General features: G+C 37.4%; 22 protein-coding genes. 21 read left to right on the forward strand and 1 reads right to left on the reverse strand.

What is annotated here, in order from left to right; translation table 11 throughout:
- Positions 1–5: 5 nt before the first annotated feature.
- The 11 genes from ACOI1C_RS05840 to ACOI1C_RS05890 all read left to right on the forward strand — a co-directional run bounded on the left by ACOI1C_RS05840 (position 6) and on the right by ACOI1C_RS05890 (position 11,917).
- The gene (locus ACOI1C_RS05840) at positions 6–1,238 is read left to right on the forward strand and encodes a dihydrolipoamide acetyltransferase family protein (RefSeq protein WP_422509198.1); all 1,233 of its coding nucleotides are present in this window, start codon (positions 6–8) and stop codon (positions 1,236–1,238) included.
- Positions 1,239–2,672, forward strand: coding sequence for a dihydrolipoyl dehydrogenase (gene lpdA / locus ACOI1C_RS05845; RefSeq protein WP_422508924.1), 1,434 nt, complete (start codon positions 1,239–1,241; stop codon positions 2,670–2,672). It abuts the gene before it with no gap.
- A gap of 129 nt (positions 2,673–2,801) precedes the next feature.
- A complete protein-coding gene (gene hppD, locus ACOI1C_RS05850) occupies positions 2,802–3,917 on the forward strand; it encodes a 4-hydroxyphenylpyruvate dioxygenase (RefSeq protein ID WP_422508926.1) in 1,116 nt (371 codons plus the stop codon).
- 89 nt (positions 3,918–4,006) lie between these two features.
- Entirely contained in the window at positions 4,007–5,128 is a 1,122-nt protein-coding gene (hisC, locus tag ACOI1C_RS05855) for a histidinol-phosphate transaminase (protein WP_422509200.1), read from the forward strand.
- Positions 5,112–5,723, forward strand: a complete 612-nt coding sequence (locus ACOI1C_RS05860) for a flavin reductase family protein (RefSeq protein ID WP_422508928.1) — start codon at positions 5,112–5,114, stop codon at positions 5,721–5,723. Before hisC ends, ACOI1C_RS05860 begins: the two co-directional genes overlap by 17 nt.
- 4 nt (positions 5,724–5,727) lie before the next feature.
- Positions 5,728–6,645, forward strand: coding sequence for a fumarylacetoacetate hydrolase family protein (locus ACOI1C_RS05865; RefSeq protein ID WP_422508929.1), 918 nt, complete (start codon positions 5,728–5,730; stop codon positions 6,643–6,645).
- Positions 6,646–6,660: 15 nt separating this feature from the next.
- Complete coding sequence (locus ACOI1C_RS05870) at positions 6,661–7,812, forward strand: homogentisate 1,2-dioxygenase (protein WP_422508931.1); 1,152 nt, start codon at positions 6,661–6,663, stop codon at positions 7,810–7,812.
- A 288-nt stretch (positions 7,813–8,100) separates the two neighbouring features.
- On the forward strand, positions 8,101–8,949 hold the full coding sequence (locus tag ACOI1C_RS05875) for a GNAT family N-acetyltransferase (protein ID WP_422508933.1): 849 nt from the start codon (positions 8,101–8,103) through the stop codon (positions 8,947–8,949).
- 78 nt (positions 8,950–9,027) lie between these two features.
- Entirely contained in the window at positions 9,028–10,098 is a 1,071-nt protein-coding gene (locus ACOI1C_RS05880) for an undecaprenyldiphospho-muramoylpentapeptide beta-N-acetylglucosaminyltransferase (protein ID WP_422508935.1), read from the forward strand.
- Between the two features lie 79 nt (positions 10,099–10,177).
- Positions 10,178–10,840, forward strand: a complete 663-nt coding sequence (locus tag ACOI1C_RS05885) for a hypothetical protein (RefSeq protein ID WP_422508937.1) — start codon at positions 10,178–10,180, stop codon at positions 10,838–10,840.
- A gap of 261 nt (positions 10,841–11,101) precedes the next feature.
- Positions 11,102–11,917, forward strand: coding sequence for a deoxyribonuclease IV (locus ACOI1C_RS05890; protein ID WP_422508939.1), 816 nt, complete (start codon positions 11,102–11,104; stop codon positions 11,915–11,917).
- A 353-nt stretch (positions 11,918–12,270) separates the two neighbouring features.
- Here the strand turns inward: ACOI1C_RS05890 and ACOI1C_RS05895 are convergent, their stop codons facing one another.
- Positions 12,271–13,629 carry an MATE family efflux transporter gene (locus ACOI1C_RS05895; protein WP_422508941.1) on the reverse strand — a complete coding sequence of 453 codons (1,359 nt, stop codon included), beginning with the start codon at positions 13,627–13,629 and terminating at the stop codon, positions 12,271–12,273.
- A gap of 153 nt (positions 13,630–13,782) precedes the next feature.
- On the opposite strand from ACOI1C_RS05895, the gene ACOI1C_RS05900 reads away from it, so the two are divergent.
- From ACOI1C_RS05900 to ACOI1C_RS05945, 10 genes are all read left to right on the forward strand, one after another.
- Positions 13,783–15,075, forward strand: coding sequence for an ATP-binding protein (locus ACOI1C_RS05900; RefSeq protein ID WP_422508942.1), 1,293 nt, complete (start codon positions 13,783–13,785; stop codon positions 15,073–15,075).
- Positions 15,076–15,157: 82 nt separating this feature from the next.
- Positions 15,158–16,372, forward strand: a complete 1,215-nt coding sequence (locus tag ACOI1C_RS05905) for an MFS transporter (protein WP_422508943.1) — start codon at positions 15,158–15,160, stop codon at positions 16,370–16,372.
- Between the two features lie 129 nt (positions 16,373–16,501).
- On the forward strand, positions 16,502–17,509 hold the full coding sequence (locus ACOI1C_RS05910) for a F510_1955 family glycosylhydrolase (RefSeq protein WP_422508945.1): 1,008 nt from the start codon (positions 16,502–16,504) through the stop codon (positions 17,507–17,509).
- A gap of 94 nt (positions 17,510–17,603) precedes the next feature.
- Positions 17,604–17,729 carry a hypothetical protein gene (locus ACOI1C_RS05915; protein ID WP_422508946.1) on the forward strand — a complete coding sequence of 42 codons (126 nt, stop codon included), beginning with the start codon at positions 17,604–17,606 and terminating at the stop codon, positions 17,727–17,729.
- 115 nt (positions 17,730–17,844) lie between these two features.
- A complete protein-coding gene (locus ACOI1C_RS05920; RefSeq protein WP_422508948.1) occupies positions 17,845–18,246 on the forward strand; it encodes a hypothetical protein in 402 nt (133 codons plus the stop codon).
- A 474-nt stretch (positions 18,247–18,720) separates the two neighbouring features.
- Positions 18,721–18,924 (forward strand): DUF6501 family protein, encoded by a 204-nt coding sequence (locus tag ACOI1C_RS05925; RefSeq protein WP_422508950.1) that lies wholly within the window; start codon positions 18,721–18,723, stop codon positions 18,922–18,924.
- A gap of 142 nt (positions 18,925–19,066) precedes the next feature.
- Positions 19,067–20,644 carry a peptide chain release factor 3 gene (locus tag ACOI1C_RS05930; RefSeq protein WP_422508952.1) on the forward strand — a complete coding sequence of 526 codons (1,578 nt, stop codon included), beginning with the start codon at positions 19,067–19,069 and terminating at the stop codon, positions 20,642–20,644.
- 43 nt (positions 20,645–20,687) lie between these two features.
- On the forward strand, positions 20,688–22,982 hold the full coding sequence (gene helD / locus ACOI1C_RS05935; protein WP_422508954.1) for an RNA polymerase recycling motor HelD: 2,295 nt from the start codon (positions 20,688–20,690) through the stop codon (positions 22,980–22,982).
- Between the two features lie 157 nt (positions 22,983–23,139).
- Positions 23,140–24,066 (forward strand): TetR/AcrR family transcriptional regulator, encoded by a 927-nt coding sequence (locus tag ACOI1C_RS05940; protein WP_422508956.1) that lies wholly within the window; start codon positions 23,140–23,142, stop codon positions 24,064–24,066.
- Positions 24,054–25,664, forward strand: coding sequence for an MDR family MFS transporter (locus tag ACOI1C_RS05945; RefSeq protein WP_422508958.1), 1,611 nt, complete (start codon positions 24,054–24,056; stop codon positions 25,662–25,664). Before ACOI1C_RS05940 ends, ACOI1C_RS05945 begins: the two co-directional genes overlap by 13 nt.
- The last annotated feature ends 224 nt before the right edge of the window (positions 25,665–25,888 follow it).

Here is a 25,888-nt window from a genome sequence, read left to right on the forward strand (position 1 = left end):
ATATGATAGAAGTAAAGCTTCATGATATTGGGGAAGGAATGACCGAAGCACATATTACCCATTTCTTTGTTAAGCCAGGTGATCGGGTCAAAGCTGATGAACCTATCGTTGAGGTCCAAACGGACAAAATGGTAGCGGAGATTCCAGCCCCTAGAGCTGGAATTATTAAGGAAATAGTGGTGGAAGCAGGTCAGACTATTTCTGTTGGTACTACTGTGATGATTATCGAAGATGAACCATTGGTAGAGGCGCCTTCTGAGCAGATTATTGTTGAAAGAGGACTAAAAAATGAAAGTGTATTTCACCAGCAATCTACTGAAAAACAACAACGTATTTTAGCCTCTCCATATACTAGAAAAATAGCTAGAGAGAATAATGTCAATATTAATTTGGTAAAAGGATCGGGTCCTGCCGGAAGAATTACAGATGAAGATGTAAAAAACCACTTAACATTGGAAACAAAAGTTAAAGAACCCATTCAAGATTTACATAGTGAGAAAGTCGTTTCTTCAACCGATACACGCATTACCGAGTCAACCACTACTATAACGACCCTTCCATTTAGAGGTAGAAGGAAACAGATTGGGAAGAAGATGCAACAATCATTAAGAACCATTCCACACTGCACGCATTTTGAAGAAATCGATGTTACAGAGCTGATTAAAGTTCGTAGTCAGTTAAAGGCTGAGGGAATCTCAATCTCAGCAACGGTCTTTTTCCTCAAGGCTCTTTCACTTTCACTAAAAGAGTATCCCATTTTTAATGCAAGACTTGATGAAGAAAACGAAGTTATCCAGTTACTTCATGATCATCATATTGGAATTGCAACTGATACGGAAGAAGGCCTTGTTGTGCCGATTGTCAGAAACGTTGAGAAAAAGACGATCAACCAAATTCAATTAGAAATGAAGGAACTTACAAATAAAGCTCTTCAGAATAAGTTAACGGGTAAGGATATAACGGGCGGTACCTTCACCATTAGTAATGTCGGACCACTCGGCGGATCCATTGGAGCAACGCCTATTATTAATCACCCTGAGGTCGGTTTACTCTCTTTTCATAAGACAAAAAAAATGCCTGTTGTAAATAACCAAGATGAAATCGTGATCAGATCGATGATGAATGTCTCGATGTCATTTGATCACCGAGTTGTTGATGGAGCGACTGCGGTCAGGTTCACTAGCCATTTTGCAAAACTCATTGAGAATCCTACTTTTATGCTGTTGGAGTTGATATAAATGGTCGTAGGTGAATTGGCACAGGAACGCGATTTAGTCATCATTGGTGGTGGCCCGGGTGGGTACCATGCGGCAATAAGGGCTGCTCAACTTGGCCTTTCTGTCACACTTGTTGAGAAGAATGAACTTGGTGGAGTTTGCCTAAATGAAGGATGTATCCCTTCCAAAATATTGACTTCTAGTTCTCAGAAGTATGCAGAATTAAGCAGACTTTCAGATGTAGGAATAGAGATTTCAGACCACCGTTTCAATCTAGCTAAGCTTCAGCAATATAAACAAAACGTAGTCAAACAGCTTCGTGCAGGTGTCGAAGCATTATGTAAAGCGAATAAGATTGAACTTATTTACGGTACTGGTTATTTTATAGCAGAAGATAAGCTTGGAGTAGAAAATGGGCATCAATATGATGTATATAAGTTCAAAGATGCCATTATCGCAACAGGCTGCTCTGGGAAGTTGAACAAGACATTCAACCAAGAATGTATAGTAAATGAAAAGACCATCTTCTCCCTTGAAGAAATACCTGACCACTTAATTGTGGTAGGTTCTGATTATATCTCGATTGAAATCGCTATGTGTTTTCAGGCATTAGGAGCAAAAGTGACACTATGCTTACAAGAGTCTGATTTTCAGTTTGACTCATCTATTAATAGTGAATTAACTCGTCTTTGCAAAAAAATGAAGATTCAAGTTTATAAAGATTGCAAGATTGAAGATGTGTCAAAACTTGAAGAAAAGGTTTATGTCACATTCCAAAATAAACAAGATCGTCTTTCAATTGAAGGGTCGCATTGTTTTGTTTCGAACGAAAAACAGGCGAATATCAATGATCTTGGTATTCAACGATTTAACCTATTGCTTTCCTCAGACGGTTTTATAGAAATCGATCAGCAATGCCAAACCTCTCTACCTCATATTTATGCGATTGGAGATGTGACGAACGGACGAAAGCTCGCGGTCACAGCCATCAAACAAGGTAAAGTTGCGGCAGAGGTGATAGCTGGACTCGCGTCTGTTTACAATGAGGTTTTGATTCCTACTGTTATCCACTCTAATCCACCAATTGGATGTGTGGGTTTAACGGAGGAAGAGGCAAAAGAAGAATATCAATCCGTGAGTGTTTCCAAATTTCCTTTTCATGCGAACGGCTACGCTGCTGTCACGAATCAAAAGGATGGTTTTGTTAAGGTTATTTCTGATGCTGACTCGGGTTTGATCTTAGGTGTTCATATAATAGGATCTGGAGCCATTGAATTAATTTCTAGTGGAGTGATAGGGTTAGAGATGGTGGTAAGGGAAGAAGACTTTTCGTTTCCTTATTATCCACACCCAAGTTTAAATGAAAGCTTGCTAGAAACGATCGAGGGACTCTCGGGCAAGTCCATTCATTTACCTCCACAAAAGCAAAAGCAGAAAAAAACACAATCTGTATAAGCTAAACCCTAAACGCTTTATTGCTATAAAGCGTTTTAGCTTTACTCCAAACTCTTGAAAACTTCTGACCAATTATTTTATGATGTATTCAGAATAATAAAAATTCAGAAGAACCAAGGAGGTCTCACTATGCAAGAAAATACGTTACAAACAAGCACAGTTGTAGAAGACTTTTTTCAAATTTCAGATGTTGATTACTTAGAGATTTATTCAGGTAATGCAAAGCAAGCCTGTCACTTTTTTTGTACAGCTTTTGGATTTAAGCCAGTAGCTTATTCTGGGTTGGAGACTGGAAACCGTGAGATGGTATCGTACGTTCTTCAGCAACGTAAAGTACGTTTAGTTGTATCTGGTTCCTTAGCTGAAAGTAGCAGAGTGGCAACATTTATTAAAAAGCACGGAGACGGTGTGAAAGATGTTGCGCTAACTGTGGAGAATGTTGAAAAGGCTTACAATGAAGCTGTGTCTCGTGGTGCAATAGAAATCATGCCTCCTATAGAGCTAACTGACGAATTCGGAACGATCAAAAAGGCTGTTATTGGTACGTATGGAGACACCATACATACGCTAGTTGAGCGCAAGAATTATACTGGGCTTTTCATGCCTGGATATAAACCAGCGGAGTTTACCGTTCCATCCGAGGATGCAGGCTTTATTGGAATTGATCACGTTGTAGGTAATGTTGAGAGAATGGAAGAATGGGTGAACTACTATGCAAATGTCATGGGCTTTAAGGAGTTAAAGCACTTTACGGATAAGGACATCGTCACAGAATACTCTGCTCTCATGTCAAAGGTTATGCATAATGGTGGTCGCATCAAGTTCCCAATCAATGAGCCCGCAGAAGGAAAGAGAAAGTCACAAATTCAAGAGTATTTAGACTTTTATAATGGTCCAGGTGTTCAACATATCGCAATCCTTACAGAGGATATTGTAAAAACAGTAGGAATCTTAAAGAAAAATGGTGTCGAGTTCTTAAATACACCAGATTCATACTATGAAATGCTATCAGAGCGTGTAGGGAAAATCGATGAGGAGATTTCTAAAATACGAGAGTTAAATATCTTAGTCGATCGTGATGACGAAGGATACTTGTTGCAAATCTTTACAAAACCAGTGGTTGACCGTCCAACATTGTTTGTTGAAATCATTCAACGTAAAGGGGCAAAAGGTTTCGGTGAGGGGAACTTCAAGGCACTTTTCGAGTCCATTGAAAGAGAGCAAGAAAAGCGTGGAAATTTATAATAATAGGGAGATGATGGGAGATGCTAAGTCTCCCATTTCTACTATTTCCAGGTAGAAGTTATTGTTAGAAAGGATGGTGGAGTTTGTCAGTGAACATTCAATCACGCCCTGAAGTACAAGCAATTACCCCGTATGTATTAGGAAAGAAAGTAGAGGAAGTTCAAAAGGAATATGGGCTCTCTCCTATACGAAAGCTATCCGAGAATGAGAATGTTTATGGATGTTCACCTAAAGTGAAGGAATTCCTATCTTCCAATTTGGACCAACTTCATTTGTATCCCGATGGGCTAGCATCTAGTTTAGCTGAAATTGTAAGTGATTACTTACATGTTTTACCTACTAATCTTGTTTTTGGAAATGGTTCAGATGAAGTGATCCGTATACTAGTCAAAACCTACATAAATCCTAGTGATGAAGCCGTAATGGCTGATATCACATTTCCAAGATATAAATCGAATATTTTAATCGAAGGCGGTAAGCCTGTAATTGTTCCTGTCATAAATGGTACCCACCACTTAGACGGAATGCTTGAGGCGATTACTGAGAAAACAAAAATGGTCTTTTTATGTAATCCTAATAATCCTACAGGAACAATAGTAGGTAAAGAGGAATTGGAGTCATTCTTACGGAAAATCCCTTCACAAGTGCTAGTTATTATTGATGAAGCTTATTATGAATATGTAACTTCAGCCGACTATCTACAAACCGTCCCGCTTCTTAATGAATTTCCAAACTTTATCATTTTACGAACATTTTCTAAGATTTATGGGCTTGCAAGCTTGCGAATTGGCTATGGGATTATGCATGAAGAGATTGTCACGGAGCTTCGTAAGGTAAAAGATGTGTTTAATGTTAATCAAATGGCACAAATTGCAGCCGAGATATCGATAAAGGATGAAGACCACTTAAACGATTGTAGGGTTCGTAATGATATTGAAAGAAAGTACCTAGAGAGCGAATTTGAAAAACTTGGACTTACCTTCTTTCCTTCCCAATCTAATTTTGTCATGGTAGATTGTCAATGCCTGGCTGATGAGATGACTACCTATGTATTAAAGGAAGGGATCATGGTAAGGTCGGGTAGCCTGCTCGGTGTGCCGAATATGATTCGTTACACGATTGGGACAAAAGAGGATAACGAGCTATTTTTATCTTTACTACAACAAAATCTAATGACGAAAGGTGAAATACTAAATGGACATACGACCTGATACTCTAGAATGGCAGAATGCCTATAAGCTTCTAGTGGGTTCTATTCTGCCTAGACCCATTGCCTTTGTTTCTACCATTGACGAAAAGGGAATTCCCAATCTTGCCCCGTTTAGTTTTTTTACTGCCATTTGTGCGGATCCTATGTTGATATGTTTCTCACCGATGAGAAAAGCGGAAACGGGAGAAAAAAAGGATACATTGGTAAATATAGAAACAACAAAGGAATTTGTCATTAATATTGTTAGTAGTTCTGTAGCTGAGCAAATGAACGAAACGTCGAAAGCGTTTGATCCAAGTATTGATGAATTTGATGTCACTGGCTTAACAAAGGTCAAGAGTCAGACCGTTCAACCACCTCGTGTAAAAGAATGCCGTGTACACCTAGAATGCACATTACACGAAGTTTTACATTTCGGTGATCATCCTGGGGCGGGTAGTCTTGTTATTGGGAAAGTTCAATATGTACATGTAGATGATGAACTTTACTATGACGGGAAAATAGATACTACTAAGCTAGACCCGATTGGTAGACTAGCTGGGCACATGTATACAAGCCCGATGACAGATACGTTCGAGATTATCCGGAAAAGGTGAGGATATGAAGCTAATAACCTTTCAAAAACCAACAGGACAAGTCGTTGGTGGGTGGCTATATAATGAGCAATTTGCAATTGATATGCATGAGGCTTCTGGTGGAGTTCTCCCAAACCATTTATTAGAATATATCGAGCGCAAAAGCCAATATCAAAGGATTGCCGAGAGATTGTCGGAAACGGTGCCAAGTAAAGGCGCATACAACCTCAAAGAGGTCACCTTAAAAGCCCCCTTACAACGACCTACAAGTGTTCGAGATTTTTATGCATTTTTGGAGCATGTTGAAACGGCAAGAGCTAAACGAGGTTTGGATGTAGTTCCAGAATGGTATAAAATGCCAGTATTTTATTTTACCAATCATCTTGCCATTAAAGGACCAAACGAGGGAATACAGCGACCACCCAATTGTGAATGGCTAGATTATGAGCTTGAAATCGCTTGTGTGATTGGAAAAGAAGGCAAGAATATACCTGCAGCTAAAGCAGATGAATATATTCTTGGATACTGCATTATGAATGACTGGAGTGCTCGTGATTTGCAAGTTCAAGAAATGAAAGTAGGTCTAGGTCCAGCAAAAGGGAAGGATTTCAGCACATCCATAGGACCCTATATCGTTACAAAGGATGAGCTGGAGAAGTACCGAGTTGGAGATCGTTACTCGTTAGAAATGACAGCTGAAGTAAATGGAAAACTTCTGTCTAAAGGGAATTTTAAGGATATCTATTATACCTTTGGTGAAATGATTGAACGAGCATCAGCAGGTGTAACTTTGTATCCAGGAGAAGTGATTGGATCAGGTACAGTAGGGTCAGGCTGTCTCTTAGAGCTAGGTCAAGAGGTTCACAGGTGGCTAGAGCCAGGTGATACAGTAGAGTTAGAGATAACTGGCTTAGGAAAATTGATCAATAAAATAATCGAGTAAAAGTAGGTGAATAAGATGTTTTACAGACAAATGGGAGAGATTCCAAAAAAACGTCATACGATGTTTAAAAAAGATGATGGGAACTTATACCGTGAGCAAGTGATGGGAACGAAAGGGTTTTCTGGTACACAGTCCATCCTCTATCACCATTTTTTGCCGACAGAAGTAGTTAAATCCACATTAATAGGTTCATATTTACCTGAATATGAAACAGTAGATTCATTAAGACACCGTCACTTGCTAACTGAAGAAATAACAAAGACTGGTGATGCACTTCATGCACGACAGTATTCACTTGGAAACAGTGACCTACTAATTGGTACAGCTAATGTAAAAAAAGAGATGACGAGCTTCTACCGTAACGGTGATGGGGACGAATTATTATTTGTTCATGATGGAACAGGGAAAATAGAATCAATGTTTGGTTCATTAACGTATCGCCCGGGTGATTATATCGTTCTTCCAATTGGAACAATTTATCGGGTCATACCAACAACCGACACGAAATTTTTGATCGTTGAATCATTTAGCCAGATCACTACACCTCGTCACTATCGAAATGAATATGGTCAGCTTCTTGAGCACAGTCCATTTTGTGAGCGTGATATTCGTGGTCCAGAGGTTTTAGAGACGTACAGTGAAAAAGGGGAATTCGAAGTTGTCACAAAATCACGTGGTTATCTTCACTCACACATACTTGGTCATCATCCACTTGATGTAGTCGGATGGGATGGGCATTTGTATCCTTGGGTGTTTAATATTGAGGACTTCGAACCCGTCACAGGTCGAATTCATCAGCCGCCACCTGTTCACCAAACCTTTGAAGGCCATAATTTCGTGATCTGTTCGTTTGTTCCAAGAATGTACGATTACCATCCAGAAGCCATTCCTGCGCCTTACAATCATAGCAATGTGAATAGTGATGAACTTCTTTATTATGTAGAGGGTAACTTTATGAGTCGAAAAGGGATCAAACGAGGATCCATTACCCTACATCCGAGCGGTATCCCACATGGCCCACACCCTGGTACAACAGAAGCAAGCATTGGAAAGAAAGAAACATTAGAGCTTGCGGTCATGATTGATACATTCAAACCTCTAAAAGTTGTAAAGCAAGCCGAAGAGATTGAAGATAAAAACTATATGTACACCTGGATAGAGAAGTAGCCTAAAGCCCAGTTTGGGCTTTTTTTTTGAGATGATTTTGTAAATTAGTAATTTTTCCTACTTTTCTTAAACATTTATTCCTTGATTCACTTTATAATATAAGAGTCTGTTCAAAAAGGAGGACAAAAAGAGCAAAGAAGTTCGAGGAAGCGAAGTCTTGAGCACCGGAGCGTATGTTTTGTATACGTGAGGAGCGGAGAGACGAGCTGACGAAGAAATTTGAAGCTATTTTTGCCGGACTTTTTGAACACCCTCTATAATAAATAGCTTAGATAATGGAGGAAAGAAATGAACTTACTAACTGTTGTTAATCATCCAGCAGCACTTCTTGAAAAGGCAGAGTCCATGCTGCTAGTAAATGAGGCAAAGAACAATTTAATGCTTGGATTACTGTATCAAGCTCATAAAGCTGAAACTGGTCTTGAAAATTATTTCTTTGCGTATGCTGAGTTAGAGGACGAAATGCGAATGGCTTTCATTAAAACGCCAAATAAAAACCTGATTATTGCTAGCGGCGGACCTATTAGTGAGGAATTTTTGGAGGATGTTATCGCGGAACTTCTTCAACTAAACCTTTCAATACCGGGAATTGTTGGTGAACGGACACTAGCAAACGACTTTGCAACAGTATGGACAAAAAAAACAGGAAAAAAATTAGTTGTAGATGTGGAACAATTAATCTATCAATTAGATGTGGTGAATGAAGAACGGATTGGGTCAGGGGTAATGAGACTTGCCGGAGTTCAGGATCTAGATACAATTAGTCAATGGATCTATGATTTTGCGAAGGTGACACCCGATTTACTAACACCAGAAGTTGCTAGGCAGAAGGCAGAAGACGATGTAAACTCACAAACTATATACCTATGGACTCTGAACAATTCTGTCGTTTCCATGGCAAAAGAAGCAAGACCAACAAATAATGGCGTGGTTGTCACCTTAGTCTTCACTCCCGAAGAATATAGGGGAATGGGATATGCTTCAAGCTTAGTAGCTTCATTAAGTAAGCATCTTTTAGAAGAAGGCTACAAGTTTTGTAGCCTTTACACGGATCTAGCGAATCCAACCTCTAACCATATTTATAGAGAAATTGGCTATTATCAAATTTCAGAATCGATTATGTATTCATTCAAATAGACGTAATAATTCACAATTTAGCACGAGAATTAAGTGCCATCAAGAGCGTACTAACAAAAAAGAAAAGTGAGGGTTCTCATGCGAAAACGAATTGTTTTTACCGGCGGTGGGTCTGCTGGACATGTTGTTTTAAATCTTGCCATCATTCCTTATTTTAAAAAAGAAGGATGGGAAATAAGCTATATTGGCTCAGTAAACGGGATTGAACGTGATCTAATTTCTAAAGTTGAGGGTGTGACCTATTACCCAATTGCGACAGGGAAATTAAGAAGGTATTTTGATTGGAAAAACATGAAAGACCCTTTTAGAGTGCTAAAAGGTACACACCAAGCTTACAAACTATTAAAAAAGCTAAAGCCGGATATTATTTTTTCAAAAGGTGGATTTGTTTCAGTACCTGTCATCTTAGCAGGTAGACTTAGGAATATTCCATCCATTATTCACGAGTCAGACGTGACTCCAGGACTTGCAAACAAACTCGCGATTCCTTTTGCTACGAAGGTTTGTGTGACGTTTAAGGATACAGTTAACTACATAAAACAAAAGGATAAAGTCGTTCACACAGGTGCAGTCGTTAGAGAAGAAATTTATAAAGGTAGTGTTGAAAAGGGACTAAAAAATTATCATTTTCAACGAAATAAAGAGGTATTACTCATTATGGGTGGGAGTTTAGGCTCGAAGAAAATAAATGAGATGATTCGTGCAAATTTAAAGGATCTACTTGAGATGTTCCAAATTGTCCATATTTGTGGAAAAGGAAATCTCAAACATTCCCTCCACCAGCATGGTTATAAGCAAGTCGAATACGTAACAGATGAACTCCCTGATGTTATGGCCATGACTGACATAGTTATAACGAGAGCAGGCTCTAATTCCATTTTTGAATTCCTTGCTCTAAAGAAGCCTATGCTGTTGATTCCATTAACAAAGGAACAAAGTAGAGGAGATCAGATTATTAACGCTGAATCCTTTCGAAAGGCTGGATATGCAGCTGTCTTACAAGAAGAACAACTTACAAAAGACAAATTGATGACTACGATCCAAACGATTTTTGAAAAACGCGAACAATATATCTCAAAAATGAACAAGTACGAAGGTGATTTTTCCATCGACTCTGTTGTTTCATTGATTAAAGAGGTTTCAAAGTAACTAAGGTTGTAAGTATGAGTAGATATCTATCTCTTGGAGTGGTCAATTGAGAAATTGCCTAGCTGAAAGTGGGGGGCCTATGAGATTTTCAGGGAAGTATATGAGTTTACTTGTGGCAAGTCTTATATTCGTTTCTGGCTGTTCAAATACAACTGAATTAGAAAGTATGAAAGCTGAACGTGATCAATTAAAGGCTAGGGTTGTTGCTTTATCGGAAGAGAATCAACAATTACGTCAAGAAGTAAGCCTGGTTACAAAAGTAGTTGAACCACTTTCATTCAATTACCTTGAACCACTTGAAAAAAGAAGATTTGTCCTTAAAGAGCTTCCCTTATTAATTTTACCTCAGGTAGACTCGCAATCCCTGAATACCATTAGTCCAAATACTGTTGTAGAAATCCAAGATTTTGTTGAGGTTAATGGAGAAGTGTGGCTTCATGTCACAATCCCTGTATTCGATTCACCTACGAATATGAAAGGCTGGATTAAGGAAGAGGATTCCGAACTTTATACACTTGAGAAACAAGAGTTCGTAAAGAGCCCTGTTATGGTTAAAGAAGGAACCAATGTATATAAAGTGGACTTAGTGACGGAGCTAAGTACCGTTGAGGCTGAAAAAAATGAGGCAAATCAAACTTGTTTTATTTCAGATGAGCAGGATGAATATCTTGCTTTAGGCTGTGCGGGAGGCACTTCCTTCATTGTGAAAAAAAGTGATGTTGTTTACCCAACTCTTGAATAGACTAACCATAAAAAAGATGGGAACCAAGGATTAGGATTGGTTCTCATCTTTTTTCGTGTCTTTTTTACCCATGATATAGTAGGTGAATCCTAAGCAACCAACACCGACAACCGTACAGAAGTACTGAATAACTTTAAAAACTTCCATCTATGTATCCCTCCTACACTATACTTTTTTCCAATTCAATGAAAATTATCCAGAGAATAAATATAATGGAAAGGGAAAAATCTAAGGTAACAACTTTTAAAGGGGGAATAGAATTTGTTAGCTGGTTGCCATGTTAGCATTAGTGATGGATATTTAGGTGCTGCAAAGTCAGCACAAAATTTTTGTGCAACAGCGTATCAATACTTCCCAAAAAATCCTCGAAGTCTACTAATTAAAGATTTTAACAAACAGGATGCCTTATTGTGTAAAGAATTTTGTTTAGACAATAAAATAGTTTCAGTTGCACACACTCCGTATCCAACAAGTCTTACCCCAGCTGAATCCAAGAGAGACCTGACTGTTCGTTCCTTACTTAATGACTTAGAAATTGCTGAAGCGTGTGGGTCATTAGGGGTTGTCGTTCATTTTGGAAATCAAGTTGATGTAAATAACCCTTTAATAGGTTATGAGCTTATGATTTCTGTATTAAATGAAGTTTTGAAAAAATGGTCTGGAAACGCACTCTTACTAATAGAAAATATAGCAGGAATACCAGGAACAATGGGTACTACCCTAGAGGAGCAAGTCCAAATTCGAAATCTTTGTGAGCATCCGGAGAAAATCGGGTTTTGTTTTGATACATGTCATGCTTTTGCAAGTAGCTTGTGGATAGGAGAAAACAGTAAAGAGTTTATGGAAAAGGGACTGAATCTAGGCTATTTTGAACATTTAAAGGTAATCCATTTGAACAATTCTAAATATGAAAGTGGGTTAGGGATCGACCGTCACGCAAACATTATGACGGGAAAAATCAAGGTTGATTTCATCACCGAGCTCATAACCTCTAAAGAGATGAGCCATTTACTTTTCATATTAGAAACACCTGGGGATAACCATAAAGAAGAAATAGCATTTATAAGGAATCTTTAATAAAATTAAATAACAAATGACATAACAGCTTGGGTCTATTTACTAAAGGATTCCGTTTATTGAAGCTGACCAATAAAATGAACAACAAAATGACGTGTAAATTGGCACACGTCATTTTGTTGTTATATTAAGGATTATCCGACATTTTAAAGGTTAATGACACCAATAATGTTGATGCCCTTGAATCACGAAAAGGGAGAGGCCGGTAACCTAAGGGGCTACAAATAAATAAGCAAGAGTATTTAAAAACTAAAGTATTCGTAGTGTAAAATCAAGTACTTAATTTGAACAAGGATATTTATGAGACATCAAAGAGCTTGAAAGAAACTTCAAGTTGTTATTCGTGCACTAATCTATAAACTAGCAACTTTCTCAAACCTTCTTTGAATATAAAACAATCTCGCAAATAGAAGGATTGCCCCAACAGTTAAGCCGGCACTCAGTCCAATCCAATATCCAAATGCGCCAAATGAAGTATAGACTGAAAATAAGTAGCCGGAAGGAAGCCCGATTACCCAAAACGAAATAAATGAAAGCCCCAAAGTGACATTTACATCTTTATAGCCTCGAAGTGCACCTTGAATGGGCGCCCCGATTGCATCCGACAGTTGGAAGAAGATTGCGTAAAATAGAAAATGCTGGGCTAATACTAAAACAGTTTCATCTTTACTATAAATAGTGGCTATCACATCATTGAAAAGTAGTAAGATAATCCCGGTAAAAACAGCGAACCCTATGGCTAACCCAATACCAAGATAGCTATACTGCTTTGCATCATATGTACGTTTAGCTCCAACCTCAAAACCTACAGAAATCGTTAGTGCCATCGCGATACTTAATGGAATCATATATAGAAAAGAAGCAAAGTTTAAAGCGATTTGATGGGCTGCAATTGTAGCTGTACTATAGCCGCTCATTAGAAGTGTGACCGCTGCAAAAATGCTTGTTTCAAAGAATATAGCAAAACCAATTGGAACTCCAATTAGTAAGATTTCTTTCCATTTAGTAACGGAGATCCGGTAAAGTCTACTAAATATATGATACTGTGAGAATGGACTCCTTTTAAGAATATACCAACTGGCAATTCCTGCTATACACCAATATGTAATTGCTGTTGCATAACCTGCTCCAACTCCACCTAACCTAGGGAAACCAAAAACCCCAAATATAAGGAGATAATTAAACAGTGCATTAATGGGGAGCGCAATTAACGTAATAAACATTGTTACACGTGTTTGACCTAGAGCATCCATAAAGCAACGAAGAACAGAATAAATAAAAAGTGGAATCATTCCAAATGATAAAGCTTTTAAATAATGAAAGGCTATTTCACGGACTTGCGGCTCTAAATCCATTCCATTTAATAGTGGCTTAAGAAAAAGTAAGCCTATGATAAAAACAGCTATACAAAGTACAACGGCTAGATAGACACCTTGAACGACTGTGAAAGATATTTTTTCCTTCTTATTTGCCCCAATAAGCTGAGCAATGATAGGGGTAACGGCAAGTAGTATGCCACTTAATCCAGTAAAGACGGGGACCCAAAGGCTTGAACCGATGGCAACACCTGCAAGGTCATGGGAGCCAGCATGTCCAGACATGATCATGTCTAGAAAATTCATTGCAAAAAGTCCTAGTTGTGTCACTAAAAGTGGAAGTAATAGTTTAAGAAATAAAAATGTTTTTTCTTTCATGCTGTCTGTCTCGTACATTTTGTTCCCTCCTAACCCAACGTAGCAAATTGAATTATAGCATATGAAAAAAAAATAGTAATCTAAGCAAACTTTATACCTAGAAGGAATTTCAATATAAAAGTCGAATTTATACTAGTAGACAAGAAGAAAATAGAGAATTGAGTGGACGAAATGAAGAGATATCGAGGAAGAATCATTGCTATTACAACCGTTTTGCTTGCTATGATTATTTGGAATACACTTTATTACGGCATTAACCAATACCCGATAAACTGGGGATTAGATATCTTATTTTCTATATTCATGCTGATGGCCGCTTGGTTTTTATCAGCCTATTATGACAGAACGAAAGATCTAAATAATCATTTGAAGAAAAGTAAGGAAAATTTCAAATTGCTTTTAGGGAACACACAGGCGGTATTAAATAATTTAAGTGAGGTTGTTTTTCAAACGGATAAGGAGTTAGCCTTTACTGTCTTGAATCCAGCTTGGGCTACTTTTTCAGGATATCATCTCGGAAGAAGCATTGGGACTTCTCTTGAAGCTTATATATTTCACGAAGATCATCCTTCTTTTTTGCAAATGTTTACTAGAAACATTGAGTTGATTCGCTCGGAGTTTCGTTATGAATGCCGTATTAGAACAAGCGGTGGTGGGTTTGTTTGGGCCGAAATGTTCGTTAAATTATCCTTTAGTCCAAATGGTGCATTTTTAGGTGCTACTGGAATTATGTCAGATGTTACAGAAAGAAAGACTAGTGAGAAAGAGCTTATTCAGGTGAACCACTTATTAGCGCAACAATCTGATCGGTTATCTGTCGTTGCTCAACTTGCTGCAGGTATAGCACATGAAGTTAGAAATCCACTTACTAGCATAAATGGTTTTTTACAGCTCATGCATTCCCAATCAACAGAAAATCGAAATTACTACGATATCATTTTTTCTGAAATTAAGCGAATTGAATTAATTTTGAGTGAATTACTTGTGCTTGCAAAGCCTCAAGCCGTTCTTCAGAAAGAATGCAACCTTAAAGAAATTCTTGACCATGTTATTACTTTATTAAATTCAAATGCTATTTTATATAATATTACCATTTTGAAGGAATATGACGATCAGGAAATATGGCTCTATTGTGAAGAAAACCAAATAAAGCAAGTCTTTATTAATTTAATCAAGAATGGAATAGAAGCTATGCCGAGCGGTGGAACGGTTATTGTCCATGTAAAACAGGATGACCAGTATGTGTCTATTTTTGTTCAAGATCAGGGTATTGGAATGAAAGAAGACTTGCTGAAGAATATAGGTCAACCCTTCTTCACAACGAAGGACGAAGGAACAGGCCTAGGTTTAACCATTTGCTTTAAGATCGTGGAACATCATCTTGGAAATATCAATATTACGTCTAAACTTAATGAAGGTTCAACTTTCGAGGTGTCTCTTCCAATTCATAAAAAAACAAGCTAAACAAAAAAATTTCGTGTAGCGAAATAAATTCAGCAATGGTATATTTAGTAGGATAACAACTTTAGTGAACGGAGAACTAAATATGTGGAAAAACAGAAATGTTTGGATCCTTCTAAGTGGTGAATTGATTGCTGGCATTGGATTATGGACAGGTATAATTGGAAATCTTGAATTTTTACAGAAACATGTACCTTCAGATTTTTTTAAGTCATTAATCTTATTTACAGGCTTGTTAGCGGGTGTAATAGTCGGTCCACTTGCAGGTAGATTAATTGACTCTTCTAGTAAGAAAAAAGTAATGATCTATGCGGGTATCGGGAGATTGTTAAGCGTTTTATTTATGTTTTTAGCGATAGAGTTCGAATCTGTTTGGTGGATGGTTTGCTTTATGATTGCGATTCAATTATCTGCTGCTTTTTACTTTCCGGCTCTTCAAGCCCTTGTTCCAAGGGTTGTTGCTGAAAAGGATTTGCTTCAGATGAATGGTGCTCATTTAAACGTTGCCACGATTTCACGAATCATTGGAACGGCACTAGCTGGAGCAATGCTCGCTGTGATTAGCTTATTTTCATTGTATATGGCTTCTTTTTTGGCTTATGGGCTTTTACTCCTGACAACATTTTTATTGAGAATAGATGAAGATAAACCAAAGAATTCTGATAATAAAAACAAAAAACCTGCAAGCTTTAAAGAAGTTTTTCCTATTTTAAAAGGCCTTCCAGTTGCAATGACGGCACTTATTTTAACAATGATCCCGATGTTGTTTATAGGCGGGTTCAATCTTATGGTTATAGAAGTAAGTGAATTGCAAAATGACTCGACCATCAAGGGGCTAATTTATACAGTCGAGGGAATTTGTTTTATGCTAGGAGCATTCTTAGTAAAAAGGGTAGCTGATAAGTATGACCCTACATTGTTAATGTTTATTTTTACAACGGTAGTTGCAGTTGCTCACTTGTCACTTTATTTTTCAGAAATTAAAGTTCTTTCCCTTCTATCCTTTGGTGTTTTTGGATTTGCACTTGGATTCTTCTTCCCGATTACGGCTACCATCTTTCAAACGGGTGTTCCAAAAGACTTCCACGGTCGATTCTTCTCGTTTAAGAGCATGCTAGATCGAGTGATGTTCCAAGTCGTTCTCCTTGCAACAGGGTTATTCTTAGATACAATTGGTTTTCAATTTATGGTGGTAGTGTTTGGAACACTGTCAGTTGGAATCATTATCTTCTTTGCCCTAAGGCATTATAAAGTGTCAAATCAGGGTCCCTTATTGCAGAATCAAGATTCGTCAACTTAACCAAGTGAAAGTTCGTGTAGGCATCTTTTTTGATGTCTTTTCTTTTTGCTTAGGAAATTGTTTAATAGTATCTTCTATGAAATAATAGATGACGGAAGAAACTAATCACAGGTACTTGGAGTGTTTGAATTGAAATATTTTGTTAGCTTATTTAGTTTTATACTACTTTTAACGGGTTGTACTAACATATCTAGTTTAAATAATAACGTAAATGAAAGTGCAAAAGAATCAGCGGAGACTCCGGAACCGACTGCAACAAAAGCATCTGGAAGCACGGATTACGCGAATCATGAATTTTATCAGCCATTAAAAGGAAACTTGATCACACATATCCATGGTATTGGTTATCCAACAAATCAGGAAGCTCTTTTTTTAGCGACACACCATGGATTAAAAATATTTTCTAATGGAAAATGGTTTGAAACCATTGCTAACAACCATGATTATATGGGATTTCAGGCAACAGCTTTAGGCTTTTACAGTAGTGGGCATCCAGAAGTAGGATCTGATTTAAGTAACCCTTTGGGGCTTTTAAAAAGTGAGGACCTTGGTCAAACTTTGAAACAGTTAAACTTTATGGGAGAGTCAGATCTTCATTTCATGTCGGCAAGTTATTTTACTGAAAAAATCTATGTTCTAAACGAGCAGCCAAACAGTCAGATCGGCAGTGGCTTATTTTATAGTGATGATTCAGGGGTTACTTGGACAAATAGTAAGCTTGGAGGACTTCCTCAAACGTCGGCACATACTTTTTCTGTCCACCCAAAGCTTGATAAGATAATAGGGATATCGACACCAGAGGGCTTATTTCTTTCTCATGATAGGGGGAATTCATTTTCACTTGTTTCCGATGCAACGCCAGTGACTTCTCAATTTATTAAAGACGATGCGATCCTTTATGTTATAGAAATGAATGGTCAACTAAAGCTCTTAGAACAATCACTAGAGTCTGATGATGCTCAAACGATTAATCTTCCACCTATAGATGAAGATGATGAATTCATATTCATTGCAGTAAATCCACTTGACGAAGGAAAAATGAGCATTAGTACCATGAATGGAAGTGTCTGGACCACATCAAATCATGGTGAGAGCTGGACAATCCTCTTGGATGAAGGGAAAATACTAAAACAATGAACCTCCATTTTGAAACCTTTACTTTTTTCGCACCGTTATAATTTTTTTGAATGCGAATCATACTAATGGTGAACGTTCAAAGGAGGGTAAGAACATGACAAAACGAAATCGAAAAACCAAGGGCGGTCTACAAAGTGCGAATGCGATTACAGATACTGAAATGGCACAAGAGCGAACTGTAGATAAAAATAAGAAGGTTGAAAAAGCTAGACCCCGTTAAAGCATTGACCGGATATACATTCCGGTCTTTTTTTAAAGTTGATTCAAATAATATAAATCGAATGATTTCGTCATCTACCTCATATGATGAAGCAGGTATGTGAGGAGGGAATTGGATGACGAATCAAGAGTGGGAAGGTAAAATCTCAGAAGGAATTTTAGAAAAGTATGTCTATTTGAACAAAATTGCAAAAGAGGCAAAAGAAGAAATGGACAAGATCAAACATGTGTTCCATTTATACTTCGATGAAACAAGTGGCCCGAATGCAAAAGGGGAAGTAAAAGTTGGCGATTACTTTGTGCAAAGGCAGATTCGGGTTTCTGAAGGGTTTGACGATGAAAAAACAGTGGAACATCTTGAGCAAGTAAACTTAGCGGAATGTATTCAATATGTTAAGAAGGCTGATGGGCAAAAAATTGAGGCGGCAATCCAATTAGGTTTATTAAATGGGGACGAAATCAATCAATTTAAGATAAGTAAAATGACACAAGCCATTTCAGTTAAAAAAATGAAGTAGTTAACATGTCCTATCTTTGTCAATGGAAGATGTGTTCCTTATACTACTGTGATATAAAGGATATACAATATTCACGTTCTCCAAGGGCGGTCGGCTAACCCCAGCTAAGAAAGGGGGTGATGCCTATGACGATGTTCGAAAACTTAGTTGTTATGTTTTCGTTTGCGTGTTTAGTTGTTGCGATATTAAACTTCAACAACCAAAACAACAACCAAAAAAAATAGACCTCCCTTAACCGTAAAGTAAGGGTGAGGTCTATTTTAATTTAATTTTTAATTACCATAAAATGGACGATCCTTTTTGAGTACCGAATATTGTAGGGCCATAGATGCTACAACATCTATGGTATTCTTATTTTATTCTAATTACGTACTATCATAACATAAAATTACTCGTTGACACCAAGAAAGCTATTACAAAATGAATCGTTTTTGTGTATGATGAAAGGTAATAATGAGTAAAAGGAGAGAAATGATGATCCATTTATCCTGGAAAGAAAAGATCACAACAAAGAAAGTAAAGTGTGTTCATACGAATGCTGAAAAATATATGGTTGAGAATGTGCTAACCTCAGGGACTATTTACGATGTAATTAACGAAACGGAAGAGTTTTATTTTGTCGTAGATAACACCGGTATGGTCGGAGGCTTTTATAAAAGTTACTTTGAAGCCGTATGATACATAAGATGAAGATAGGTTTTCAACATGAACCTATCTTTTTATGTTATATTGACATTTAGCCTATAAATATTGACTTTTGGAAATATTTTCAGTACTATAATCTATCTGATTTTAAAAATTCAGCAAAAAGAGGGACGGCATGAAAACAGATCTGTTAAAAGATAAAATTTTATCGCGTAAGACATTCGCCATCATATCTCACCCAGATGCTGGGAAAACAACACTTACAGAACAGCTACTACTTTACGGTGGTGTCATACGAGATGTTGGTACGGTAAAAGGGAAGAAAACAGGAAAGTTTGCAACTTCTGACTGGATGGAAATTGAGAAACAACGTGGGATTTCTGTCACATCAAGTGTAATGCAATTTGAGTACAAAAATCGAAGCATAAATATATTAGATACTCCTGGTCATCAAGATTTTAGTGAGGACACGTATCGAACGCTAACTGCTGTAGATAGTGCAGTGATGGTTATTGATTCCACAAAAGGGATTGAAGACCAAACGATTAAACTGTTCCAAGTATGTCGAAAGCGCGGCATACCCATTTTCACATTTATGAATAAGCTAGACCGTGTAGGTAAGGATCCCTTAGAACTTCTAGCTGAACTAGAAGAAGTTCTCGGTATCGAATCCTATCCTATGAACTGGCCAATCGGAATGGGAAAAGAGTTTTTAGGTGTATACGACCGTTACTACAATCGTATTGAACAAGTGAGAGTGGACGAAAAAGACCGTTATATTCCATTAGATGAAAACGGGGAGGCACCGTCTGATAAACCTATTGTGCAATCTGGATTGTATACGAAATGCTTAGAGGAAATTGAACTTCTAAGAGAAGCAGGCAATGACTTCTCGCTTGAAAGAGTGCAAAGAGGAGATCTTACTCCGGTCTTTTTTGGCAGTGGATTAACTAATTTTGGTGTTCAATCATTCTTAGATACTTATGTGGACCTAGCACCTTCACCACAGCCACGTCATTCTAGTGATGGCGAAATCGATCCGGTTACTACACCATTCTCTGGATTTATCTTTAAGATTCAAGCAAACATGAATCCAGCCCATCGTGACCGAATTGCTTTCTTGCGTATTTGTTCAGGGAAATTTGAAAGAGGAATGAGTGTTTCTATTTCACGAACAGGCAAACAAGTGAAATTATCACAGTCTACACAATTTATGGCGGATGATCGTCAAATCGTTGATGAGGCAGTCGCTGGAGACATTATTGGTTTATATGATTCAGGAACCTACCAAATCGGGGACACCCTTGTGGAAGGTAAGGATTTATTTCAATTTGATCGTCTACCCCAGTTCACCCCAGAATTGTATGTAAAGGTAACAGCTAAAAACGTGATGAAACAAAAGCAATTTCAAAAAGGTTTAACACAGTTAGTTCAAGAAGGAGCGATTCAACTATTCCGTTCTGTTCACCTTGAAGAATATATTTTGGGAGCCGTTGGACAACTTCAATTTGAAGTGTTTGAGCACCGGATGAAAGGTGAGTACAACGTAGATATTACCCTTCAACAGATGGGGTCTAAATTAGCAAGATGGACTGACAATGACCAGGTTTCTGAAAATTTATCTAGTTCTAGAAGCTTACTCGTTAGAGATCGTTTTGATAAAAGAGCCTTTTTATTTGAAAATGACTTTGCTCTAAGATGGTTTCAGGAGAAAAATCCTGAAGTGAAACTTTATAATCCAATGGAGATATAAGGCATTTTAATCGTTTTCCATTTCGATCGAAAAAGGAGATCTCATGTCTATTTCCAAACATACAGACTACAAAAATGAGGTAGAACGTTTAAAATTCACCAAGAATTATATTGAAACGATTATTATTGCAACTGAATCGACAAAAGAAAATTATCGTGATAAGATCTCTGAGGCCTTTCAGGATACGGACTGGTTAGAAAGTAGTTTAAACTACTCTAACATATTAACGAACTCGCAAATCATGGAGCGAACTGTCGAAGAAGTACGTAATCTAAAGAAGATAAGGCCAAAGCCCTACTTTGCAAGAATTAATTTTAAGGCAATTGACCGCCCGGAGGAAGAAATCCTTTATATTGGAAAAGCTTCTGTGTTTGATCGGGAAACTCAGCAGCCTATCATAGTAGATTGGCGATCACCCATCGCCAACGTCTATTATGACGGTCGCTTAGGCTCTGTCGAATATGAGGCAGAGGGCGAAGTGTATGAAGGCTATTTATCTTTAAAAAGGCAGTATGAAATTGAGGGTGGCCTTTTACATAATTACCGAGATGTTGACCTTACGACGAATGATGAATTATTACAAGATTCATTATCGAGAAGTTCTGATAACCGATTAGCCGAAATTGTTTCAACCATACAGGCCGAACAAAATCAAATAATCCGTGCAGATTTAAATCGTCCTATCATTGTTCAAGGTGCAGCAGGTAGTGGTAAGACAACGATCGCTCTACATCGAATATCGTACTTTATCTATACGTTAGGGCAAGAATTTGATCCAGAGAAAATGATGGTCATTGCACCAAATAAACTATTTATCGATTACATATCAGATGTACTACCAGAGCTTGGTGTTGACCGCATTCGTCAAACAACCTACATAGATTACGTTCAGGATTGTATTAAGAAGAAATTAAAGATTATTCCACAAGAGAAGAAATTAATGGATTTAGTTCAGGCAGACATCGAAACGGTTGACAGAATTAAATGGATTTCTAAATTTAAGGGATCTCTTCAATATCAGCAAGTACTTGAAGAGTATATGAAGGATATTCAAGAGACCTTTTATCCGCTTGAGGATTTTGCGGTTGAGAAATTTCGCTTAATGACCGCAAAGAAAATCAAAGGATTATTTGTAAAGGAATACCAATACTTGCCCTATTATCGCCGTGTCGACCGGATAAAAAAGGTTTTACAAGGTGATGTAAAACGTAAAAAGAACCAAATGCTGCATAAGGTACAAGCTATATATGAGTATAAGCTTGATCAGGCGTTAGCTATAAAGGCACCTATGAAGAGAAGAGTGGCGGTTTCAGCCTGTATGGATGAAAAGGTTGCCAGATTAGGTGAGGTAACCAAGGAAATAAGAGTGTCTGTCAACCAATATATGAAACAATTTCCAAAGCTTACTATACTTGATTATTATACTGATTTCTTTACTACAGAACAGTTTACAAAGTTAACGCATGATATATTGACTCCATTTGAGATAAACGAATTTCTTTCCTATCAAGCTGCTTTGTTACAAAAAAATCAGTTTGAGATTGAAGATTTAGCGGCCTTATTGTACTTGCAACATTACTTATTTGGTGTGGATCCTGAGTTAAAGGCGAAAAACATCGTCATTGATGAAGCGCAGGATTATAGCTATTTTCAATTTTATGCTTTAAAAGCATTGCTTGGTACAGACATGTTTACAATCGTTGGGGACTTAGCTCAAGGAATCCATGCTTATCGAGGTATGAATGATTGGAGCGTTTTAGTCAATAAGATCTTCCCGAGAGCTAATTATGTGACGATGCAAAAGAGCTACCGGACAACTGTTGAGATTATGAATGTAGCCAATGAAATCCTTGATTTAATGGAAGAAGATATTCCGAAAGTAGAACCCGTTGTGCGGCATGGCACCAGACCATCGTTTCTTCAAAGTGAAAATTGGAATGAGATTGTACAAAGCGTTGCAGCCGAAATTTCACTTCAAAAGGAAATCGGTCTAAAAACTTTTGCTATTATTACAAAAACTGAAAAAGAAGCAAGAGTCTTAGATACACTCTTTGGGCAAAACCAATCCATCGAAACAAAGCTACTAATTGGTGTGGAAGAAATGACGAAGGAACAAGTGGTCATTACACCTTCCTATATTGCAAAGGGTTTAGAGTTTGATAGTGTGTTTGTCGTTTGTATGGATGATACATTCACCTTATCCGATGTGGATATCAAATTATTATATGTGGCCATGACAAGGCCTCTTCACAAGTTAACTCTTTTGGCTCGTAAAAAAGAACATTTATTACTAGATTATGTAGACGCGCCCCTTCTTGATGAAACACATAAAGAATGAACTTAGCATGCCTGTGCTAAGTTTTTTTACATGGATAAAAATATTTAGCAGTGATAAAACTTGAACAGTTGACAATGGGGGGGTTACCCATTATAGTGGATTTTGTTGAACTCATTGGTCATTGTGTGACTTTAGGGTCAAGTTGTGGAGGTTAAATATGAATAGAAAAGAACAAATCATTGAAGCGGCAACAAAACTCTTTGCTGAAAAAGGCTATCATGCTACAACCATGCAAGAAATTGCAGATCAATTGGGTATTGCAAAAGGCTCGTTGTACTCCGAATTTAAATCAAAGGATGATTTATTATTTTCGATCACTGAGTATTATCAAGCACAAATGTTTGAGAAGGTCTTATTGGTAGGGTTTGATCCTCAATTAAATGCAGAAGAGAAGCTAATCAAGCAAATTTTTGTGCAATTTGAAGACTTCTTAAAGAATAAAGATTTCATTAAGATGCAAATGACGGACCCTACGATACAGCAACAGAAAGAACAAATTCGCTGTATGAAAACGAATATGAGAGAAAAGGTGCTATCTTGGCAGTATGAATCATTAGTAAGTTCATTTGGCATAGAAGTGAAACCATACATTTGGGAACTCGTATTCATTTTTAACGGAATGATAAAGGAATTTATGACATTAATCATCATAGAAAATGTAAAGTTTGATCTTCACGAAGCTTCTGTTTTCATTGCAGCAAGGATGAAAGGGATTGTTCAAGATATCGTCAAGCATCAACCCCCCAGTATTTTTCCAGCTAGGATGATGGAGGAGCACTTTCAACTAAATACTACTACCGAGGTGGATCCTTCATCGATTGATTCTAAAATCAATGATGAAATTAAAATTCTTTTGGATTATGTTCAAAAAGAAGTAGCTGAACTACCATTAAAAAAACAGCTTGTTGAAGGACTTGATGTACTACTTGAGGAGCTTAAACGGGAAAAACCTAGAACGTCTATCGTTATGGGGATTCTATTATTACTAAAGGATTCTATTAAAAACAATCAATCTTTAGAACATCTTGAAAAATGGCTTCAAATAAATAAAAGTAGGATAGGAGTGGTAAAATGGAACATTTAGATATGAGAAAAAAGATAACCATTATGATTGCAGTTGTATCAGTCCTACTGTTCTCAGCCTTAAACATGACAATAGTGGGAACTTCACTTCCAAAAATAGTATCTGAAATTGGCGGATTGGACTACTTTGAATGGGTGTTTACTATCTACATGCTGACATCAAGTATTACAGCTATTCTAGTAGGAAAGCTATCCGACATTTACGGTAGAAAAATTTTCTTGCAGGTCGGAATTATCATTTTTAGTATTGGATCTTTATTAAGTGGTTTTTCAACTGATATCATTGAATTGATCATTTATAGAGGAATTCAAGGATTTGGTGGCGGCATGCTAATGTCGATTTCATTTGCAACAGTCGGCGATTTATTTTCACCACGTGAACGAGGTCGTTGGCAAGGTATCCTTGGAGGGACATTTGGATTAGCAAGTTTACTTGGACCAACCCTTGGAGGATATATTGTTGATAACTTTGATTGGTCATGGGTTTTCTGGGTTTTCTTACCGTTTGGAGTCATTGCTTTTGTATTAATTTCTAGATTATATCCGAAAAAGGAAATTACAGAAAAGGAGTCTGTTGATTACCTCGGCTCTCTCGTTTTAAGTCTGACTTTGATAAGTTTACTGCTTGCGTTTACTTGGGCAGATACTAAGTACGATTGGCTCTCATTTGAAATAATCGGTTTATTTAGTCTTTCCCTTGCTTCACTCATTGCTTTTATCTTTATAGAATTAAAGGTCAAGAGTCCGGTCGTTCCTTTATTCCTGTTTAAAAATAGTGTGTTTACAGTTTCAAATATTGTATCATTCCTGATTGGTGTAGGGATGTTCAGCGTAATTATGTATGTACCATTCTTCGTTCAAGGAGTAGTTGGTGCTTCTGCAACGACATCAGGACTAGTAGAAATGGCCATGACCATTGCGATGGTCATTTCAAGTGGAACAGCTGGTTATTTAATCACGAAAACGGGTAAATATAAAGTCATGGCGATTATTGGATTATCGATTATGACAGTTGGGATTTTCTTAAACACTACATTAACAGCTGACTCAACCTTACTTAATGTCATTCTTAATCTAGTTGTCGTTGGTTTAGGGTTAGGTGTCACCTTTCCTGTTTTCAACCTAACCGTTCAAAATGCGGTCCAACATAAATTCCTAGGTGTGGCGACTGCAACATCTCAGCTGTTCAGAGAGATTGGTGGTACTGTCGGGGTAGCTGTTATGGGTTCTATCATGGGAAGAAGATTAGTTCAAAAGCTAGAGGAAGCTGAAATGCCTCCAGTTGGAAGTGCCAATGGAGGAGAAATGCCAGCAGATTTGGAAAAGTTACAAGATCCACAGTTATTAATGAATCCAGATGCCTTAGCCGAAATTAAGGCTTCGATACCAGAACAAATGCAAGGGTTTTTTGATCAATTTATTGATTTAATGAGAGAGTCACTAAGCTTTGCTCTGTCTGGAGTGTTTACTTTCTCAGCGATTGTTGTAGCAATTGCCGTTCTAGCTACATTCTTCTTGAAAGAGATTCCACTTCGAACGTCTAATGAAGACCCAGATGAAGAGGAAGAGAATAAAGGCAAAGTAGTTCAAGGCACATAAAAGAAAAAGGCATCCCAGTTAGTTTTAAGTAGTTCAGTTATTGTAGAGAAATCATTAAATAACTGTCTAAGTAACAATGGAATTCTCAATTTAAATGATGGTATTAGCATAAAAAAACTCGGAGTTTACGCTCTGAGTTTTTCTTTTTGACTATTTTCATAAGTTGTTGCTTTTAAACGATGTAGAATATTTGTCCGTTGATTTTTCGTTGCAGGTACTTGCTT

The organism is Bacillus sp. DJP31 (genome assembly GCF_049310945.1).
GTDB lineage: Bacteria > Bacillota > Bacilli > Bacillales > SA4 > Bacillus_BS.

Excerpts from the sequence above, each read along its gene's own strand:
- lpdA (WP_422508924.1), top strand. The coding sequence starts at position 1,239 with ATGGTCGTAGGTGAATTGGCACAGGAACGCGATTTAGTCATCATTGGT.
- hppD (WP_422508926.1), top strand. The coding sequence starts at position 2,802 with ATGCAAGAAAATACGTTACAAACAAGCACAGTTGTAGAAGACTTTTTT.
- ACOI1C_RS05860 (WP_422508928.1), top strand. The coding sequence starts at position 5,112 with ATGGACATACGACCTGATACTCTAGAATGGCAGAATGCCTATAAGCTT.
- ACOI1C_RS05865 (WP_422508929.1), top strand. The coding sequence starts at position 5,728 with ATGAAGCTAATAACCTTTCAAAAACCAACAGGACAAGTCGTTGGTGGG.
- ACOI1C_RS05870 (WP_422508931.1), top strand. The coding sequence starts at position 6,661 with ATGTTTTACAGACAAATGGGAGAGATTCCAAAAAAACGTCATACGATG.
- ACOI1C_RS05875 (WP_422508933.1), top strand. The coding sequence starts at position 8,101 with ATGAACTTACTAACTGTTGTTAATCATCCAGCAGCACTTCTTGAAAAG.
- ACOI1C_RS05880 (WP_422508935.1), top strand. The coding sequence starts at position 9,028 with ATGCGAAAACGAATTGTTTTTACCGGCGGTGGGTCTGCTGGACATGTT.
- ACOI1C_RS05885 (WP_422508937.1), top strand. The coding sequence starts at position 10,178 with ATGAGATTTTCAGGGAAGTATATGAGTTTACTTGTGGCAAGTCTTATA.
- ACOI1C_RS05895 (WP_422508941.1), bottom strand. The coding sequence starts at position 13,629 with ATGTACGAGACAGACAGCATGAAAGAAAAAACATTTTTATTTCTTAAA.
- ACOI1C_RS05900 (WP_422508942.1), top strand. The coding sequence starts at position 13,783 with ATGAAGAGATATCGAGGAAGAATCATTGCTATTACAACCGTTTTGCTT.
- ACOI1C_RS05905 (WP_422508943.1), top strand. The coding sequence starts at position 15,158 with ATGTGGAAAAACAGAAATGTTTGGATCCTTCTAAGTGGTGAATTGATT.
- ACOI1C_RS05915 (WP_422508946.1), top strand. The coding sequence starts at position 17,604 with ATGACAAAACGAAATCGAAAAACCAAGGGCGGTCTACAAAGTGCGAAT.
- ACOI1C_RS05920 (WP_422508948.1), top strand. The coding sequence starts at position 17,845 with ATGACGAATCAAGAGTGGGAAGGTAAAATCTCAGAAGGAATTTTAGAA.
- ACOI1C_RS05925 (WP_422508950.1), top strand. The coding sequence starts at position 18,721 with ATGATCCATTTATCCTGGAAAGAAAAGATCACAACAAAGAAAGTAAAG.
- ACOI1C_RS05930 (WP_422508952.1), top strand. The coding sequence starts at position 19,067 with ATGAAAACAGATCTGTTAAAAGATAAAATTTTATCGCGTAAGACATTC.
- helD (WP_422508954.1), top strand. The coding sequence starts at position 20,688 with ATGTCTATTTCCAAACATACAGACTACAAAAATGAGGTAGAACGTTTA.
- ACOI1C_RS05940 (WP_422508956.1), top strand. The coding sequence starts at position 23,140 with ATGAATAGAAAAGAACAAATCATTGAAGCGGCAACAAAACTCTTTGCT.
- ACOI1C_RS05945 (WP_422508958.1), top strand. The coding sequence starts at position 24,054 with ATGGAACATTTAGATATGAGAAAAAAGATAACCATTATGATTGCAGTT.